A 17,649-nucleotide genomic window follows, 5' to 3' on the forward strand; every position below is an offset into this window, starting at 1 on the left:
TAATGCGCTGCCAACAGCCAATTTGACGGGATAATGAGGACGATAACGGATTTCCTGTCCGCTTACGGCCTGAAATCGGAGCAAAAGCCAGAATAGCGGAACCTCAGTCCGCCAAAAAAAGGGAGCGTTCCCGAACTGCGGGGTCTCAGCCACAGTGGTTTCAGTAATAGTAATCTCAGCAACGCACCTATCCGGCTGTCCCCAGCCTTAACTCGGTATACGAGGTTTGTCTTGAATAAGCAAGAAGTAAGCATTAAGTAAACACTAAGCAAGCAGCAGCAGGCCAACTCTGGTTTGCATACACATCCTAGTCAAATACTTAGTTTTAGTTAGGATGTTCAGCTTCCCTTTTTCAAGTTTTCACGCGAGTTTTAAGTGATTGTTAAGAGGGATTTATTATATTGGAGGTGTAATGGCGAAATTGTAGAGAACTTGATAACTTGAGATTTCAATTGGGCGTTTGAAGCTTTTCAGGCGGCATCTATGTTTTAGGAGTCTGTTCTCCACGCCTTTTGTCCTCACCAACTCAGGGGCAGGCGGGATTTCATCGTTGTGCAAGCTGTAATCAGCGGCGGCGGATGTTTTAAAGGATAGACAGGGAAATTCGAGAATGAGAAAATAAAGGAAGCACAGCCTTAAATAGATACGAACGCTATGAAGTTAACCTATGACCGTAAAAATAAACGATTATCGCAAGCAAGGGGGGCTGAGGTGCGCCACATCAGAACAGATCGCTTTCTACTGGGACTTGGCATCATGACGCTGCTCCTCGCGCTCGTTTTATTGCAGCAAATGATAGGCGGCCGCGAGACGCTCACGGCGAAGCAGGGCATTTTAACTTTGCCTAGCGTGGAATGGCTGGATAAGCGAGTCGTTTCCTTGGATGGGGAGTGGGCGTTTTATCCGAATCAGCTGTTGTCGCCAGAGGAAATTAGGCAAGCAAAGGCGAGGCCCGTTATCATTCATGTGCCAGGCAACTGGAACGAAGCGCAGCATAATAATGGTGATTTAATGACTGGGAAAGGCTATGGAACGTACCGGCTGCTTGTGCGAAATGTGCCGCCGAATGAGCCGCTGGCGATAGCCAAACGTTATGTTCGTTTTTCCGATGCGATGTATGTCAATGGACAGCTGCTCGGGCGATCTGGCCAGCCAGGGAGTTCTGTTGAAACCTACCAACCGCGCAATGTGCCTTATACGGTGTATTTTCACTCGGAGGGTACGGAGATTGAAATTGTGCTGCAAGTGGCTAATTTTGATTTTCATAGCGGCGGTATTAACGGTGCCATTGATCTGGGCCTTAGTCAGCGTATCGAAGCGAGAACGACCCTGCAGTCTGGGCTTGAGTTATTAACGATAGGAATTGTCCTGATTTTGGGGCTTTTGTTTTTTTATTTGTACTTTCGTCTGCATCGAGATGGGCTTCAATTGCTGTATGGGCTGTTCTTTATTGGTTTCGCACTCATTGTATTTACAAATGGGGAGCGGCTGCTGCTGCAGTTTTTTCCGGAAATGCCCTTTGAGGCTGCCTTCAAGCTGAAGTATATCGCGGTGTATAGCGTACCTGCTATTGTATTTGTTATTGTATCGCGAATTGCAGCACGGCTAATGATTCGGAGATGGCTGCAGGCTGCAAGTGCTTTATTAGCTCTATATGTGACTTTGATTGTGCTACTGCCGTTTCACATTTATTCGTATGCTCAAGACAGTATTTATTTAGTTATTCTGTTTACCTATGTAGCGGCCTCTGTCATGCTCCTGTCCCAGTATGTGCGGGGCGAATATGGGAGCATCAGCAAAGCGCAGTTTCAATTGCTTATTACATGCGTATGGATGATGCTTATCAACAGCGCACTGGCGATCGTAGTGGTATGGAACCCGATAAGCCAAATTTTGCTCAATGGAGCGACTCTGCTGCTTCTCGGTGCTTTTGCCATGCTGATCGTTTATCAATATGTCAGCGCTTATGATTCCATGCAACAGCTTACTCATCAATTACAGCTGGCAGATAAGGCTAAGGATGAGTTTTTACTGCTAACCTCCCATGAGTTGAACTCGCCGCTGCACAGCATCCTTCATTTATCGAAATCGCTTCTGGGGTCGCCGCTGCGTCAGACGGACGAGATTGGCATACGTGAGAAGCTGCAGCTCATACGCAATACAGCCCACCGAATGTCGAATCACGTAAATGATTTGATCGACATGTCGCGCTTTAAAGATGGCAGCATGAAGGTGGCAATGGGCACGGTTGATCTCATGTCCTCCATCTCAGTCGTTGTTGAGGTGCTTGGCTTTCTAGCTAATGGAAATGGGATCGTCCTCATGCGGAAAATCGAGCCCGAAGCCCGCTATATTATGGCCGACGAGAGCAGGCTGCAGCAGGTGCTATACAGCATCGTTTATCACATGATTGGCCGGCGGAGCCATAGGGAGCTTATATTCGAGTGTTTAAAGCAGGATGAAAACGTGCGAATCATTCTAAGGTACAAGCCTCGCTTAGCGGAGCCAATAGGCGATAGGATGGAGGAGGGTTTTTCTGCAAAGGAGTCAAGCAGTGTTGCGGCAGGATTGTCTTTTGCCTCAGAGCTTATCCGCTTAATGGGTGGGACGCTTCTCATTCATGATGCGGAGGAATACATTCAAATCGAACTGAAATCTGCAAAAATAGTAGATGGGAAGGCCCTTTCAGAGGTTGCCGCTGCCCGAGCCAAACATGAATGGCATGGGGAACGCAGCCATGGTGGAGCTTCGGCAGTGATACTTATTGCTACCGCAGATCTCGCAGATATGGAGCATTTGAGTACATTGCTTTCTACAGAAGGCTTTCAGATGATGTTCGCGGGCTCCGATACGGAGGCGCAAAAGCTTCTGGAGCGGCAGCGGCAGCCAGATTTGGTTATTGTGGATGCGCTGCTTCCGCCTGCAACAGGCTATGTGCTGTGCAAACGAATTCGAAATGACTTTACCCAAGCCGAGCTCCCGGTTTTATTTATTAATATGCGCAGCACGCCCGCAGATGTTGAAGCATGTCTGAGAGCGGGTGGAAATGATTTTATTACGCGCCCGCTCGATGCGGGAGAAATTCTCGTACGTGTACATACGCTGCTTGGGATGAAACGGCTGGTCAAGGAAGCAGCGGGCAATGAAATGGCGTTTCTGCGATCGCAGATCAAGCCGCATTTTTTGTATAATGCCTTGGGCACGATTATGTCATTATGCTTTACAGATGGTCCGAGAGCAGGCGAGCTGCTGGGCAGCTTCAGCCGTTATTTGCGCATTCTTTTTCATCTGGATAATTCGGAGGAAACGATTCCGCTCAGCAAAGAAATGGAGCTTGTCCGGGCTTATGTAGAAATTGAACGGGAGCGATTTGGCAGCCGGCTTCAAGTGGAATTTGATGTAGATGACACGCTCCATTCCTGCAAAATTATGCCGCTTCTCATTGAACCGCTGGTGGAAAATGCGATTCGCCATGGGGTGTCCAAAAAAATTAGCGGGGGAACCGTACGCCTGTCGATTCGAAGGCTTGAGGACATGGTGCAGGTTGTAGTCGAGGACGATGGCGTTGGCATGCCACAGCAGCAGGCACAAGCCTTATTGAATAAAAGGGCTGGAGGGCAGGGCATCGGTTTGCAAAATGTACAGCGGCGGCTGAAGCATCTGAGTGGACAAGAGCCTGCCATTACCAGTGAGCCAGGCGCAGGTACAAAGGTAACGATTATGTTTCCATTCCAGTAGTGGAAGGAGAGGAGTATCGCGGTGCTGCAGGCGTATTTGGTAGATGATGAGCTTCATGCGTTAAACATTTTGGAAATTTTTCTTGCTCGCACCGAGAAAGTGACCGTCGCGGGACGATACATCAACGGCTTTGAGGCGCTGGAAGCGCTTCGGCACAAGCGGCCGCATATTTGGTTTCTGGATATAGAAATGCCGGAAATGAGCGGCTTGGAGCTGGCCGCCTACATAAATGAGGCTGATCCCGATGCAGCTATTGTTTTTACAACCGCTTACGATCATTACGCTGTAGCGGCTTTTGAACACGAGGCGATTGATTATTTGCTGAAGCCGATTGAAATGGAGCGTTTGTCCCGAACCATTGAACGACTGACAAGGGACAAGGGCGTGAGGGTGCAATCCGCTGCACTTGATCTGGTAGCTGGCTGCAAGGAAGAACTTATCGTACATATGCTCGGTGTATTTCATGTCCAATCTGCAAACGGCATGCAGCTGACGTGGCGGACGGCCAAGGAGAAAGAACTGTTTGCTTATTTGCTGCTGCATGGTCATATGACGTCGGGCGTTCACCGTGATCGCATCATTGCAAGCCTCTGGGCTGACGAACCGTACGAGAAAGCTAAAATCTATTTGCACACTTGTGTCAGCCTGCTGCGGAAAGGCTTGCGGCAAATCGGCATTGAACAGATGGTCAGCTATAAAAACGAGCAATATCGTCTGGATATGAAAAGGATTAAGGCGGATGTATTTGCTTTTATATCCGCTTCTTTAGAGCTGCAGCCTCCTGCAGAGACATCTATTGTGCAGATGGAGCAGACGTTGCAGATGTATGGGCAAGAGCTGCTTGCCCAAGAGGATTATGATTGGGCTGTAGAATGGCATCAGCGGCTGGAGCATTTTTCAATGGAGTGGCTGCTTAAGCTTTCATCCCAATATCTCGCTCAAAAAAATGGGAAAAAGGCAGCTGAGGCTGCGGAGCGCGCAATTATTCAATCGCCGTATGAAGAAGAAGCTTATCGCTGTGCGATGCACGCCTATTTGTTCATGGGCGAGCACCATCAAGTGCATCGCGTCTATCGCAAACTAAAGGAGCAGCTGGCTGAGCTGAACATTCAACCCTCTGTGCTCTCGCGGCAGTTGTATGAGCAGATCGAGGTGTGACGGTCGTAAGAGGGGCGTAGTTTTTTTAATATATGTTTGGAGGATTACGATGATATGAAAAATAAAACGTTGATTCTTTTCAGTATAGCTGTACTTATTATCCTGATTGCTTTTTTTGGCTTTGGCAATCGCAATGCGCAAGTTGCTGTTCCTGCTGATCCCGTACCAACTATAACTGCAACTGCAAAAGCAAATGCAGCCTCGACAGCAGCAAGCATTCAAATGACGGAGAGTGTGGATCAGGCGGCAAGCGCAATATCTTACAAAAAAGAACTGATTGCCCTAACTAATCAGAGTGGTCAAAGCGCCTATACGGGGTCGCTTACAACGATGCCGGCGGACGGCAAGGTTTTGAGCATTTCCGTAGAAAACAAAGGGGACTCTACGATTTATTTGAATATTAAACGGAATGAAGAAGAGACTGTGACGGCTAAGCCTATCCGCAAAGGCGAGCAAATTACGCATACCTTTGAACAATTAGAGGCTGATGGCATGAGCGGGGATTGGTCCATTTATGCCTATAGTAAAATTGGCGCGGCTATGAATGTGAGTGTAAGGGCAGGACAGCTCTAAGGCTTAGGCCTACAGCTGCTGCAAATCCTTCATCAACCACTCGTCTGATCCATCGCGAGATAAAAACCATACATGGGTAAAGCGGCCTTGCGGCTTATAAATGAGCTCCTTGGCACGCAAAATGTCGGACATGCCGAAGGCGGGGGAAGCATTTCGAATAATTAAGGCGATTGGATAAGCAGTCGCGTAATTGTTTATTTTCATTTCCTTCGTCTGGATGCGTTTATTCAGCTCGGCGATCAGCATTTCGACAACCTCTTGATTGAGATTGCGCGATTGGGAGCGGCCCAGCAGCCTTTTCGCTTCCTCGGAATCATAGAACAGATGGGTAATTTCAACGCCGATCATGTGTTGGTTCCGATGCTGAAGCACGGCATCCGGTCGTTCGCGCTGATAGAGCAGCCGGAGCTTGTCGGCATAATTATGGTTGTAGAGATTGATGAAAATGCGGACAGCGGTGCGTTCGAGATCTCTTTTTTCCTGGTAGCCCTGCAACGGAATTCCCCTATCTGCTACCTCTCCGAGCTGCTAAGCTTCCTTCGGATCGGTTAAATTTGTATGCTTGTTTAGCAAATATCCCCTAAAGCAAATAAGCAATGATGGCCCCAAGCCCTGCAAGCGTACATAAAACGCCGATAAAAAGCTTGAGCTCGCTCCTCCTTGAAAACGGAGTATAGTTCTATAATAACATGATCGATGAGCAGAACTGTAATTGTTTAGTGAAAAAAAGCCTGCTCCTTCCGCGTTCGGATAGGGAGCAGGCTTGATTTTTAGGTTTAGCTTCATGAAGCAGCTAGCTATTACAAATAAACGGCTTTTCCTGTGCGAGCGGACTCATAAATGGCTTCCAAAATTTGCGACACGACATAGGCTTGCTCTGGCGTTACAACCGGATCAGTGTCGTCTTCAATCGCTTTCAGCCACATTCTCATTTCCAAATCGGAGTCGCGGCCGGAATCTGCACCGTCAAAGAAAGCGACGCCTCCGGATTTCAGCTCAATGTCGGTCGTGTAAAGACGGCTGTGATTTTCGCCATTGATTCGCAGTCCGCCTTTCATGTCTGCTCCGCCTTCTGTACCGGACAGCGAGCATTTTGCTTCGTCAATATCCAGTGTGTTCAGCGCCCAGCTGGACTCAAGGGAAATCGTCGCGCCGTTTTCCATGACGATCATGCCGAAAGCGGAATCTTCAACGGTAAACTTGGCAGGGTCCCAAGGGCCCCAAGCGTTGGCTGCATTTTCACGCTGCGACAGCTTGTGGTATGCCGTTCCAAGCACAACCTTCGGCTTGTAGTTGTCCATCATCCACAGCGTCAAATCCAGCGCGTGAGTACCGATATCGATTAGCGGGCCGCCGCCTTGTTTTTCTTCATCAAGGAATACGCCCCATGTTGGTACAGCGCGGCGACGGATCGCATGTGCTTTCGCGTAATACACTTCGCCCAGCTCGCCATTTTCACAAATTTTCTTCAGCTGCTGGCTGTCTGGACGGAAACGGTTATTGTAGCCGATCGTCAATTTTTTGCCAGTACGGCGAGCGGTTTCCATCATAAGCTTCGCATCTGCTGCTGTTTTCGCCATTGGCTTCTCGCACATAACATGCTTGCCAGCTTCCAGCGCAGCGATTGCGATGACGGCATGGGAATCATTTGGCGTACAGACGTGAACGATTTCAATGGTTTCGTCCTTCAACAGCTCAGTGTAGTCGGTGTATACGCGAGCGCCTTCCGCACCATACTTCGCGGCAGCCTCCTGTGCGCGATGCTCTTCAATGTCGCAGAAAGCGACGATTTGCACGCTTTTAATGGTGCTAAGGCTTGGCAAATGCTTGCCACCCGCGATACCGCCGCAGCCGATAATCGCAATACGATGAGTTTTAGACATAATAAAATCCTCCTTGAATTTTGGTTTGAATTTGAAGTACTTCAGCAATTGTTTTAAAAGTCTTCAAAAGGCGACCGGAGTGAAAGGTTTGGATTTGAGAAGCAACAGCGATCGAAAACCAAATCTTTTACGCAGCGGAGCTGCCTTTAAATAGCCTTTTACGCAAACGGGGAAGGCAAAAAGATATCGACTTCCTTTTTCGTCTGAGCAGAACGGATAATGCCATCAATAACGGCTTGATTGCGCACGATTTGGCTGCCCGGGATAGGAGCCGGTCTTCCGTCGCGCACCGCTTCGGCAAAATCCCACACCTTGGCATGGAATAAATCCGTTTGGTGCTGAATAACCGGAATCGGGCTTTCTGTATGATGTCCTTGTACATCATGGAACATCGTGATGGAGCCTACACTGCCATCGAATACGCCGCTCCAAGGGCCGGAGCCGGAAGGCGTAACCTTGAGTCCGGCATTAGTACCGAGAAAGAGGGCAGCGCCGAGCGAGTCCATATGCATCGCCCAAGAGATTTTGAAATTAAGCACAATATCGCCTTCGAAACGAATCATTGCCACGCCGAAATCCTCGACGTCAAACTTATCCGCTTCCTTATGGTACAGCGGGTTCGTGCCAAAATGGTTAGACGTAAACGCCGATACCGTCAGCGGCTTCGGATAGCCGAGCGCATTCATCGCCATGTCGAGCGAATAGCAGCCGATGTCGGCCATCGCGCCAGCTCCGGCAATATCCTTGCGGATAAAGGTTCCGCCTGGCATGCCGCGGCGGCGTCCGCCTCCCGTTTCTACATAATACACTTTGCCCAGCTCGCCGGACGAGATAAGGTCGCGAATGATCGCCATATTCGGGTCATAGCGCGGCTGGAAACCGATGTTGAGCATATTGCCCGTTTTGAGCGCTGTCTCCGCCATCGTCACCGCTTCTTCAAGCGTGACCGACATCGGTTTTTCCAGCATAACATGCTTGCCTGCATTTAGCGCATCAACCGTCGTTTGAAAATGGGCCACATTTGGCGTGCAAATGCTGACGCCATCTAGCTCCGTGTCGAGCAGCTGACGGTAGTCCTCATAGGCCGCCGCATGGGGCAGTTCCCAGTGCTCGATAAATTGCCCGGCGCGGCCGGGAATAATATCCGCGACAGCGGCAACTTCTACGCCAAGCATTTGCTTATACGCTCTGGCATGGGCGCCTGCGATGCCGCCGCTGCCGATAATTCCGATTTTTAGCGTCTTGGACATGGGGAGTATCATCCTTTACTACATGATGGTCATCTGCTGCGCGCGGTATTCAGAAGGGGTCATATCAAAACGTTTGCGAAATACCGCATGCAAATAGTTGGCATTGGCAAAACCCGTTTGCTGGGCGATTTTTTCAATCGACTGCGTGCTTTCGGCAAGCGCATGGCATACCGCCTTGAGGCGCATGTTTTCGAGTGTGGCACTGAAGGACTGGCCGTCCCCGGCCTCCTTGAACACCCGCTGAATATGCCGCGAGCTTAAATTCAGCTTGTCGGCCACGTCCTCAAGCGTGACCTCGCCAGAGTAGTTGGCCTGTATATATTCCATCGCGAGACGATAGCGGTAAGCCTTCATATCCCGGGTGGGTAAGTGGGCCTGCTCCGGCTCCTTCACCGTGTCATAAGCGCGCACTGCCCGCAGCAATATTTGAATGACATTTTGTCTAATTGTCGTATAGCTGCCCGTATAATGCCGCGAGCAAGCTTCATAAGCTTCCAGAAACAGAGGCATAGCCTGATGCACATCATCGGCCGGAAACAGCGGCAGCGTGCGAAGCTTGCTGATGCAATCATCGGCCTCGGCAATTTCCCAATCATCCGCCTCCGTAACAGGGGAAGGGCCGGGCTGCAATCTGCGATCGATAATATCGACATGCAGGCACAGCTCATCCATAATGTCATCCGGGCTTGCCTCCTGATAATGCAGCACATCAGGTCCAGTCAAATAAAACATGCCTTCGTTCAGCGCATACGGCATATCGACCAGAATAACGGTCCCCTTGCCCTGCGGTATAAAATGAAACTCGAACTCGGCATGCTTGTGAAAGTTGACGATTTTGCCGGGAAGAAACTGGGTCAGGTGAAAACGCAGCACATGAATATCGTAATAGCCCCAGCGGATGCGAAGATCAAGCCTCTCGAGCGCATCCTGGCGCTCACGCATCACTTCATATGGAAAAGGTTGCAATCGCGCCAAACCTCCCTTCAAGCCGTTTTTGTTGAAAAATAATCCAGTAGTCTATTATTGCGCCAACTCATCGATACGAATCGATTTTCCTTCACGCACGGAGCGGTTCGCCGCTTCAACCAGCTTCGTTAATTCAACAGCAAGCTGTACATTTTCCTCAGCTTTTGTATTGTTCACAATATGATCGGCAAATTGGTTGAAAGCGCCTGGGCGTGAGTCTGGCAGCGTCTGCTCCTGCCACTCCTTCGCAGCGTCTTCTCCGTTCAAGTTCGTGCGCAGCAGCAGGCGGTCATCTGGTGTGCCGTACATCAATGTGCCTTGCGTGCCATGGATTTCAATGGTGAAAGGCGAAAAAGCGTTGACGAAGCCTGCTTCAACGATACCGACAGCGCCGGATGCTGTTTTTAGCAGTACAACAGCGTTGTCTTCTACTTCTTTTCCTGTTACATAGCCGTATTGGGCAGATGCTTCAACAGGCTGCTCACCGAGGAACAAGCGAGTCAAATACATCGGGTGGCAGCCCAGATCGATCAAAGCGCCGCCGCCGCATTGCTCCAAATTGTAAAAATGCTCAGGCAGCCAGTTTTTCGTAGCGCCATCATGCGACAATCTAACACGGACAAGCGTAACCTTGCCCAGCAGCCCTTGCGCCAAAATGTCCTGAATCGCCAGCGTGTAGCCAGCATTCAGCCTTGGCAGGGAAACGGTAAGCTTCACATTGTTTGCGGATACTGCTTCAATGACTTCATTCACTTCTTTAAGCGTAGGAGCGATAACCTTCTCCGTAAAAATATGCTTGCCAGCGCGAGCCGCCGCAATGATAACGTCACGGTGGATGTTGGACGGAGCGTCTACGATTACTGCATCAATGTCGCTTGCGAGCATCTCGTCCAAGTTGCTGTAGAAGGGAACGCCTAGCTTGTCAGCCGCCGCTTGGCCGCGCTCTGGAAGCTCATCCCATACCGCTGTAATTTCTGTACCCGGATGCGCCTGCGCTTCCTTCGTATAATCCCAAGCATGTACATGCCAGTAGCTAATTTTACCAATTTTAATCATCTCATCACTTCTCCCAACCTAGTATACAAAATTGAGACATCACAGTAAATTTATCATAGAGATTTCAAATTTATTAGTCTAATTAAGTGACTTTGTGTGTATAAGATTGCGACGTAAATTTTTTCGTTGATAACCTGCAATAATTATGCCTAAAAATACATCCTAGAAACGGAATGTTTTTATTTTATGTAAGGATCGTTGCTTTAGAAAAATAACATTTGTATGATTAAGGAAGTTATATGAGAGGGGTATATGAGGAAATGAAAGAAGATGTTAGTGTGGTCAAAAGATTAAAAGATTATTTTGGAAAAGGAAAAACTAACCTTTCTAAACTTGGTTTCTTTATTTTGTTTAGCACATCGATATCATATGCGGTCCTCTTATGCATCCGCTTAGCGTTTAAGCCCATATTAAATACCACCCCAACAAATCACGTTATCCAGCTTGTTGTCATTATGTATGGAGCCATTTGGTTAGCCATTGTTTATTTTGAATTTAAGCAGCATGTCAGGCTATTTTTATTCAAAACTATACGTCGGAAACTGCTGCCGGCAGTGTTAATCTCAATCATCTTGGATTATGGATTTAATGATCAGAACAGACTATTTTCCGGGGGAGTTTGGTCTGATCTATATGATGTGAATGTAATAGCCATTTCTTTATATGCAATCATTTTGACGATCAAAAAGCTGCTTGCCAAAAAAGATGAGCCCGAGACTGATGCTGCAGACAAAGCACAGAAGTACCAATTTCATTCTAGTCCTTCATTAGGCATTGGTGGAACTGACAGCTTGGGTCGTGAGAAGTTTGCGAAAGATTTGGCAGCGATCCTCATAGATCGTATGGCTATTCCTACGGATCATGCTTTGACTATTGGGCTATATGGGCCATGGGGGTCAGGAAAATCCTCTATTATTGATTTGATTGAAAAGCAGCATATTAGTAAAGAGAAGATTATTCGTTTCCATCCTTGGTATATGGGGAAGGATCAAAATAATATCATTCCTGAGTTTTTAAAGCTGTTAATATCGCATCTGGAAAATCGTCAATCTAATTCCCAGCAAAAGCTTATTTATGGGTTAAAAAAGTATTTGAAATTTTTGACAACGATCAGCATAAGACCACCGGGGTTTATTGTGAATTTTAAAGATTATATGAGCAATCCTGAACTTTCCAAAGATTTTGAAGATGCTCAAGGCATGAGGGAACATATTATTGATTTGCTGAAAGCGGCTCGAATGCCTATGGTGGTTTTCATAGATGATATAGATCGTCTAGATAATAAGGAGATTCAAATCATCTTTAAATTAGTACGGCTTATAGCTGATTTTCCTAATATCACCTATGTTCTTGCTATGGATGAGAAGCACGTAGCGAAATCGTTATCCCAGCTCTATTCTAAAGACTATGAGGAAAAGGTAGGGCTTGAATATATTTCAAAGTTTATTCATGTGCCGCTTTACCTGCCAAGAGTTGATTCCTACCTGATGATTAAAGCTTTTCAAACGTCAATGATGAAGATAATAAACGATTATACAATTGAAGTTGAAAATGATTACATCGATTTTTTAGGGGGAATTGCTAATCACTTTCAGTTCACGCCAAGGAATATGGAGAGGGTTGCGAATATCGCGATGGTTCATATGCCCATGTTAAAAAAAGAAACGAACCCGAAGGATCTTCTAACCTTATTAGCGATTAAGATTGATAATCCTGAATTATTTGCGTTCATTTATAAAAACTCAAGCGTATTCCTAGGTGAGCAAAAAGATGAAGTCATTCTCAAAGAGCAACGTGAGAAGCTATACATACAATTTCCGTCTTATATTTCCTTATTAAACAAGTTATTTCCCGCTCTCGGGAATTCAAGTGTAAATAAATTTTTGTCGAACAAAAATAAACTAATTTGCTCTTCTGTGCATTTCGATACTTATTTTCAATATGCTGTACCTTCTTTAAAGGTGTCCAACGAGCAGCTTCAGAAATTTTATACTGCGATTTTGGACAGCGATGACGAGGGGGGAACGGTATACGGGGAGCTAGTAACTGATTTGAATCGGGAAGAGTTTTTTCATCAATTGTGGCTGGATATAGCTCCAGAGCAGGTCGAGAAAAACATGAAAATATTAAAATTTGTTCTTGATCAGCATCAAGATCTCACGAAATTTAATAGGCAGATGACAATTTTTATAAATGAAATGTTTAAAGCATTGATAAAAGAAGATAGTGATAATGAAAAAGTTACGTCTATTTTATCAAACTACAAAGATGGTTTGTTGATTGCAGCACAATTAAATAATAATGGTATAAAAAAGGGTGAGTGGGCTCAAAAATATATTTTTGCTCATATGGACCTATCGGTGCTGCTCGAATATTCAGACGATGACGTTAAAAGTGCATTCAATTTGTGGGCGTTCAGTGAGGAAAATGATATTCAAAACATTCGGGCTATGGTAAGTGATTGGGTAAGTAAAAACGGGATATGGAAGATCGTTAGAATGAAAATGACCGATCCCCTTGAAGATTATAGTTTCGCATTTTACAATTATGCATCGTTACTATCCATTTTACCAGTAGAAGTAATAGAGGAAGCTGTGGAAAAAATAGGAGAAATTAGTTCGGAAGTAGAACTGAAATTGTTCTTAAGGACTGGCGATTTCAGAAAAGAACAGCTTGAATTAGCCTACATGCATAGTACATGCTATGCAAATACATTAAAACAGCTTACCCATAGTAAGGGTGAATCTTGGACTTATACATTTGTAAAAGCTGCTGAACTGCTCTGTAAATATGGAAGACCAGAGAACACTTTCAATATAAAAGAAGAGTTAAGTAAACATTATACACAGTAGAGTGATTGAATTTAAAAGAAGGCACACTAAGTAAGTCAAATAAGCATTATTTGTCATGTAAAAGTGTCCTGCAAGAAGGCCATTTATCAAGTAGCTTTCTTGCAGGACACAATCTATTATACAACTGAAATATTACATATTTATCTGTTCAAGAGGCTACAAATGCTTGCGATAATCCCGCGGTGAGAGGCGCGTTACTTTTTTGAACGTTTTGCCGAAGTGGGAGAAGTTGTCGAAGCCGGTGGCGGCGGCAATTTCCGTAATCGACTGGTCGGTTTCGCGCAGCAGGCGCTGGGCTTCTTTGATGCGGGTAATCGTCAAGTAGGTGGAGAAGGAGAAGCCGGTAATTTCCTTAAAGATGCGGCTTAAATAATAGGAGCTGATATAGAACTGCTCGGCAATGGCGCTCAGCCTAATCTCTTCGCTGAAGTGGTGATTAATGTAACGCACGATTTCGGTAATTTTTGCATGCATCGGCGTGGCATGGGAGAGCGGGACGAATTCGTGCTTTTGCAAATAACGGGCCGCATGCAGCAGCAGCTCGGTAACCGCGATTGGCGGATAAAGCTCATAGCCGGGAGGGCATTGCTGAATTTCCTCCAGCAGTCTGCGAATGAGCTGCTCCATCACCAGCTGTTCCTGACGAGGCAGCCGCAGCACATGAATATGCTGCTCGAACGGCGACAGCAGCAGCTCGCGAAGCTCAGGCGTGAAGGTATCTGGGAAATGGTGATCGAAGTGGATGATGACCCGTTCATGAGAGGCTTCGCCTGCGTACAGCGTTTTGTGAACGACTTGGCGGGAAATGAAGATCAAGTCGCCCTGCTCCACCGGATAAGAACGGTCATGGACGAAATAAATCCGTTTGCCGCTGAGCAAATAATAAATTTCATAATAGTCATGAAAATGATCATTGGGCATTGTGAAGGGCTCGGAGCGCTTCATATATTCAATATACAAATCCGCTAAATTCCCATAATCAAAGGAAGCGGGCGTTTTTTCAATCATAGCCTTTAAAGCTCCTTTCGTATAAAACGCAAAATATGCGGCATATTTCGTGAATTAAGCACTATATGAGGAGAATTATAACACTTATATGCGATAAAATGAAAGCGTATTAAACAATCAAGGTGAAACGGCTGTCGCCGTCCTTTAGCGGCGCGGCGCGTTTCAGTCCGAGAAATATAAGCCTATTTATACGTGTGAAACTTATAAATTCTTATATTTCAAAAAAATCAGACAAAGGGTGAGCCGCAATGACACAAAAGAAAAAGTACGTATTGGTAGGAACGGGAGGAAGAGCTGAGTTTTTCTACGCTGCAATTGCAACCGATTTCAGAGATACGTCGGAGCTGCTTGCATTTTGTGATACGAACCAAACGAGACTTGACCATGCCAACCATCGTTTAACCGATAAATATAATTATCATTCCGTTAACACATATAAAGCAGAGCAATTCGAGGAAATGATCGAGATTGAGAAGCCGGATTCCGTTATTGTGACCAGCGTAGACCGCACGCATCATACGTATATTATTCGGGCGCTGGAGCTTGGCTGCGACGTCATTACCGAGAAGCCGATGACCGTAGATGAGAAGAAATGCCAAGATATTATTGATGCTGTTGAGCGCACAGGGAAAAATGTTCGCGTAACGTTCAACTACCGCTATGCGCCGCATCATACGAAAGCCAGAGAGCTGATTGAGAACGGCACAATTGGCAAAGTCAATTCGGTGCATTTTGAATGGCTGCTCAATACGCAGCATGGCGCGGATTATTTCCGTCGCTGGCACCGTGACAAGCGCAACAGCGGCGGCCTGCTTGTCCACAAATCGACGCATCACTTCGACTTGGTGAACTTCTGGATCGGCTCGCAGCCGGATACCGTCTTTGCTTTCGGCGATCTGCTGTTTTATGGTAAGGAAAATGCCGAAGAGCGTGGCGAAACGAAGTTTTACGACCGTGCAACAGGCCACCCCAATGCGAAGGAAGATCCGTTTGCGCTGCATATGGACAGCAATGAAAACCTCAAGGCAATGTATTTGGATGCCGAGCATGAAGACGGCTACCGCCGCGACCAAAGCGTATTCAGCGACGGCATTAACATCGAAGATACGATGGGCGTAATGGTACGCTACAAAAATAATGCGATTCTGACTTATTCGCTTAATGCTTATCTGCCATGGGAAGGCTACCGCATTGCGTTCAACGGCACGAAGGGCCGGATTGAGATGGAAATTGTCGAGCAATCCTATGTTAATTCCGGCGGCGAAAAATCGCAAGAGGGCGCGCTGAAAGGCAAGCGCATTATCGTTTATCCAATGTTTGGCGCTCCTTACAATGTGGAAGTGGAAGAAGGAATTGGCGGCCATGGCGGCGGCGATCCCGTACTGCTCAACGATATTTTTGGCACGCCAGTAGAGGATAAGTTCAATCGCGCGGCGAATCATGTAGACGGTGCCCGTTCGATTTTGACAGGTATTGCTGCTAATAAATCGATTCAGACGGGACTCGCTGTGAAGGTGGACGAACTAGTTAAATTCAGGAGGGACTAACTTGGCTAAGTTTCTGGACGACAATTTTTTGCTAGCAAATGAAACGGCGCGGGATTTGTACCATAACTATGCAAAGGACATGCCGATTATCGATTATCATTGCCATTTGAGCCCGCAGCAAATTTACGACAACATCAGCTTCTCGAATTTGTCGGAAGCTTGGCTGTATGGCGATCATTACAAGTGGCGGGCGATGCGCTCGAACGGAATTGAAGAAAAATATGTCACGGGTGGCGAAGGCGTCAGCGATTATGACCGCTTCCTCGCTTTTGCAAGGACGGTTCCGCAGGCGATTGGCAATCCGCTTTACCATTGGTCGCATCTGGAGCTGCAGCGCTTCTTCGGCGTCGATGAAGTGATTAATGAGCGCAATGCGCCGGCGATTTGGGAAAAAGTAAATGCGAAGCTGGCGGGAGATGGCTTCAAGGCCCGCGATCTCATCGTAAACTCCAAGGTTGAGGTCGTCTGCACGACGGATGATCCTGCGGATTCGCTGGAATATCATTTGAAAATTAAGGAGCTGCCGGACTTTCCGGTAGCGGTACTGCCTTCGTTCCGTCCAGATAAGGCGCTGGAAATTAACCGCGCTGGTTTCTTGGAATGGATCGCGAAGCTGGAGCAGGCCGCGGGCCAAAAGCTGGACAGCTATGAGGCGCTGTTAGCTGCGCTGGAAGCAAGGGTTTCCTTCTTCCACGAGGCCGGCTGCCGCGTTTCGGATCATGCGCTTGATTATGTGCCTTACGGAGAGACGACGAAGGATGAGGCAGCGGCGATTTTTGCTAGCGCTCTTGCCGGAAATCGTGTAAGCCTTGAGGATGAGAAAAAATACAAAACGTATACGCTTGTTTTCCTCGGAAAGCTGTATGCGAAGCATGACTGGGCGATGCAATTTCATATTAATGCCGCGCGCAACAATAATACGGCGATGTTTAATCGCCTTGGACCGGACACCGGCTATGATTCTATCGGTGACAGTCCGCTTGCGTATCCGCTCGTTAAGCTGCTTGATGAGCTGGCGAAGGATGAGGCGCTGCCGCGCACGATTTTGTATTCGCTTAATGCCATGGACAATGAAGTGCTTGGCTCGATTATCGGCAGCTTTCAAGGCGACGGCATCCCGGGCAAAATCCAGCTGGGCTCCGCTTGGTGGTTCAATGATACACGGGACGGCATGGTCGTACAAATGAAGGCGCTCGCGAACTTCGGTCTGCTGAGCCGGTTTGTCGGCATGCTGACCGATTCCCGCAGCTTCCTGTCGTATACCCGGCATGAGTATTTCCGCCGGATTTTGTGCAATTTGCTCGGCGAGTGGGTGGAGAACGGCGAAGTGCCGGATGACCGCGAGCTGCTTGGCGACATTGTCCGCAACATTAGCTACTACAATGCGAAAAACTATTTTAAATTTTAATCGTCAGGTTTAGCCGCATCGGCGTGCTGGAGTCTTCCATAGATTCCAGTACGCCGATTTTTTATTATAGAAGAGCATATTTCTAACAAATCGTTAACATTCATTGCGGCATGTGTGGGAGTTTTAGTCGAATTCATTCGTTTTTGCAGCTTGGCTGCTCAGATAAAGACGCTATACTAGAGGCGTTAACAGGACTTCTATACACAGGAG

General features: G+C 47.1%; 12 protein-coding genes. 6 read left to right on the forward strand and 6 right to left on the reverse strand.

The window, feature by feature from the left end; genetic code table 11:
• Positions 1-711 precede the first annotated feature (711 nt).
• The 3 genes from AC50Y5_RS00450 to AC50Y5_RS00460 are packed head-to-tail and all read left to right on the forward strand — an operon-like array spanning position 712 to position 5,469.
• Positions 712-3,738 (forward strand): histidine kinase, encoded by a 3,027-nt coding sequence (locus tag AC50Y5_RS00450; protein ID WP_494857719.1) that lies wholly within the window; start codon positions 712-714, stop codon positions 3,736-3,738.
• 21 nt (positions 3,739-3,759) lie between these two features.
• Positions 3,760-4,896 carry a response regulator gene (locus tag AC50Y5_RS00455; protein WP_494857721.1) on the forward strand — a complete coding sequence of 379 codons (1,137 nt, stop codon included), beginning with the start codon at positions 3,760-3,762 and terminating at the stop codon, positions 4,894-4,896.
• Between the two features lie 54 nt (positions 4,897-4,950).
• Entirely contained in the window at positions 4,951-5,469 is a 519-nt protein-coding gene (locus AC50Y5_RS00460; RefSeq protein WP_494857723.1) for a hypothetical protein, read from the forward strand.
• 9 nt (positions 5,470-5,478) lie between these two features.
• Here the strand turns inward: AC50Y5_RS00460 and AC50Y5_RS00465 are convergent, their stop codons facing one another.
• The 5 genes from AC50Y5_RS00465 to AC50Y5_RS00485 all read right to left on the reverse strand — a co-directional run bounded on the left by AC50Y5_RS00465 (position 5,479) and on the right by AC50Y5_RS00485 (position 10,624).
• Entirely contained in the window at positions 5,479-5,964 is a 486-nt protein-coding gene (locus AC50Y5_RS00465) for a hypothetical protein (protein ID WP_494857725.1), read from the reverse strand.
• Between the two features lie 305 nt (positions 5,965-6,269).
• Positions 6,270-7,352 (reverse strand): Gfo/Idh/MocA family protein, encoded by a 1,083-nt coding sequence (locus tag AC50Y5_RS00470; RefSeq protein WP_056043280.1) that lies wholly within the window; start codon positions 7,350-7,352, stop codon positions 6,270-6,272.
• Positions 7,353-7,510: 158 nt separating this feature from the next.
• Complete coding sequence (locus AC50Y5_RS00475) at positions 7,511-8,602, reverse strand: Gfo/Idh/MocA family protein (RefSeq protein WP_056043283.1); 1,092 nt, start codon at positions 8,600-8,602, stop codon at positions 7,511-7,513.
• An 18-nt stretch (positions 8,603-8,620) separates the two neighbouring features.
• The gene (locus AC50Y5_RS00480) at positions 8,621-9,568 is read right to left on the reverse strand and encodes an AraC family transcriptional regulator (RefSeq protein WP_235533348.1); all 948 of its coding nucleotides are present in this window, start codon (positions 9,566-9,568) and stop codon (positions 8,621-8,623) included.
• Between the two features lie 54 nt (positions 9,569-9,622).
• Positions 9,623-10,624: a Gfo/Idh/MocA family protein gene (locus AC50Y5_RS00485; RefSeq protein ID WP_056043285.1), complete on the reverse strand. Its 1,002-nt coding sequence runs from the start codon at positions 10,622-10,624 to the stop codon at positions 9,623-9,625.
• Between the two features lie 260 nt (positions 10,625-10,884).
• Here AC50Y5_RS00485 and AC50Y5_RS00490 point away from each other — a divergent pair, with 260 nt between their 5' ends.
• Entirely contained in the window at positions 10,885-13,476 is a 2,592-nt protein-coding gene (locus tag AC50Y5_RS00490; RefSeq protein WP_494857729.1) for a KAP family P-loop NTPase fold protein, read from the forward strand.
• A 156-nt stretch (positions 13,477-13,632) separates the two neighbouring features.
• Here AC50Y5_RS00490 and AC50Y5_RS00495 read toward each other — a convergent pair whose 3' ends face one another.
• Positions 13,633-14,484, reverse strand: a complete 852-nt coding sequence (locus AC50Y5_RS00495; protein ID WP_056043291.1) for an AraC family transcriptional regulator — start codon at positions 14,482-14,484, stop codon at positions 13,633-13,635.
• Between the two features lie 248 nt (positions 14,485-14,732).
• Between AC50Y5_RS00495 and AC50Y5_RS00500 the strand changes: the two genes are divergently transcribed.
• Together AC50Y5_RS00500 and uxaC are read left to right on the forward strand one after the other, a co-directional pair.
• On the forward strand, positions 14,733-16,031 hold the full coding sequence (locus AC50Y5_RS00500; protein ID WP_056043293.1) for a Gfo/Idh/MocA family oxidoreductase: 1,299 nt from the start codon (positions 14,733-14,735) through the stop codon (positions 16,029-16,031).
• 1 nt (position 16,032) lies between these two features.
• Positions 16,033-17,439, forward strand: a complete 1,407-nt coding sequence (uxaC, locus tag AC50Y5_RS00505) for a glucuronate isomerase (RefSeq protein ID WP_494857732.1) — start codon at positions 16,033-16,035, stop codon at positions 17,437-17,439.
• Positions 17,440-17,649 lie beyond the last annotated feature (210 nt).

It is taken from the genome of Paenibacillus sp. JT22N7 (assembly GCF_059383875.1).

Bases quoted from the DNA above. Each gene is read 5' to 3' on its own strand.
- AC50Y5_RS00460 (WP_494857723.1), top strand. From the start codon at position 4,951: ATGAAAAATAAAACGTTGATTCTTTTCAGTATAGCTGTACTTATTATC.
- AC50Y5_RS00470 (WP_056043280.1), bottom strand. From the start codon at position 7,352: ATGTCTAAAACTCATCGTATTGCGATTATCGGCTGCGGCGGTATCGCG.
- AC50Y5_RS00475 (WP_056043283.1), bottom strand. From the start codon at position 8,602: ATGTCCAAGACGCTAAAAATCGGAATTATCGGCAGCGGCGGCATCGCA.
- AC50Y5_RS00485 (WP_056043285.1), bottom strand. From the start codon at position 10,624: ATGATTAAAATTGGTAAAATTAGCTACTGGCATGTACATGCTTGGGAT.
- AC50Y5_RS00490 (WP_494857729.1), top strand. From the start codon at position 10,885: ATGAAAGAAGATGTTAGTGTGGTCAAAAGATTAAAAGATTATTTTGGA.
- AC50Y5_RS00495 (WP_056043291.1), bottom strand. From the start codon at position 14,484: ATGATTGAAAAAACGCCCGCTTCCTTTGATTATGGGAATTTAGCGGAT.
- AC50Y5_RS00500 (WP_056043293.1), top strand. From the start codon at position 14,733: ATGACACAAAAGAAAAAGTACGTATTGGTAGGAACGGGAGGAAGAGCT.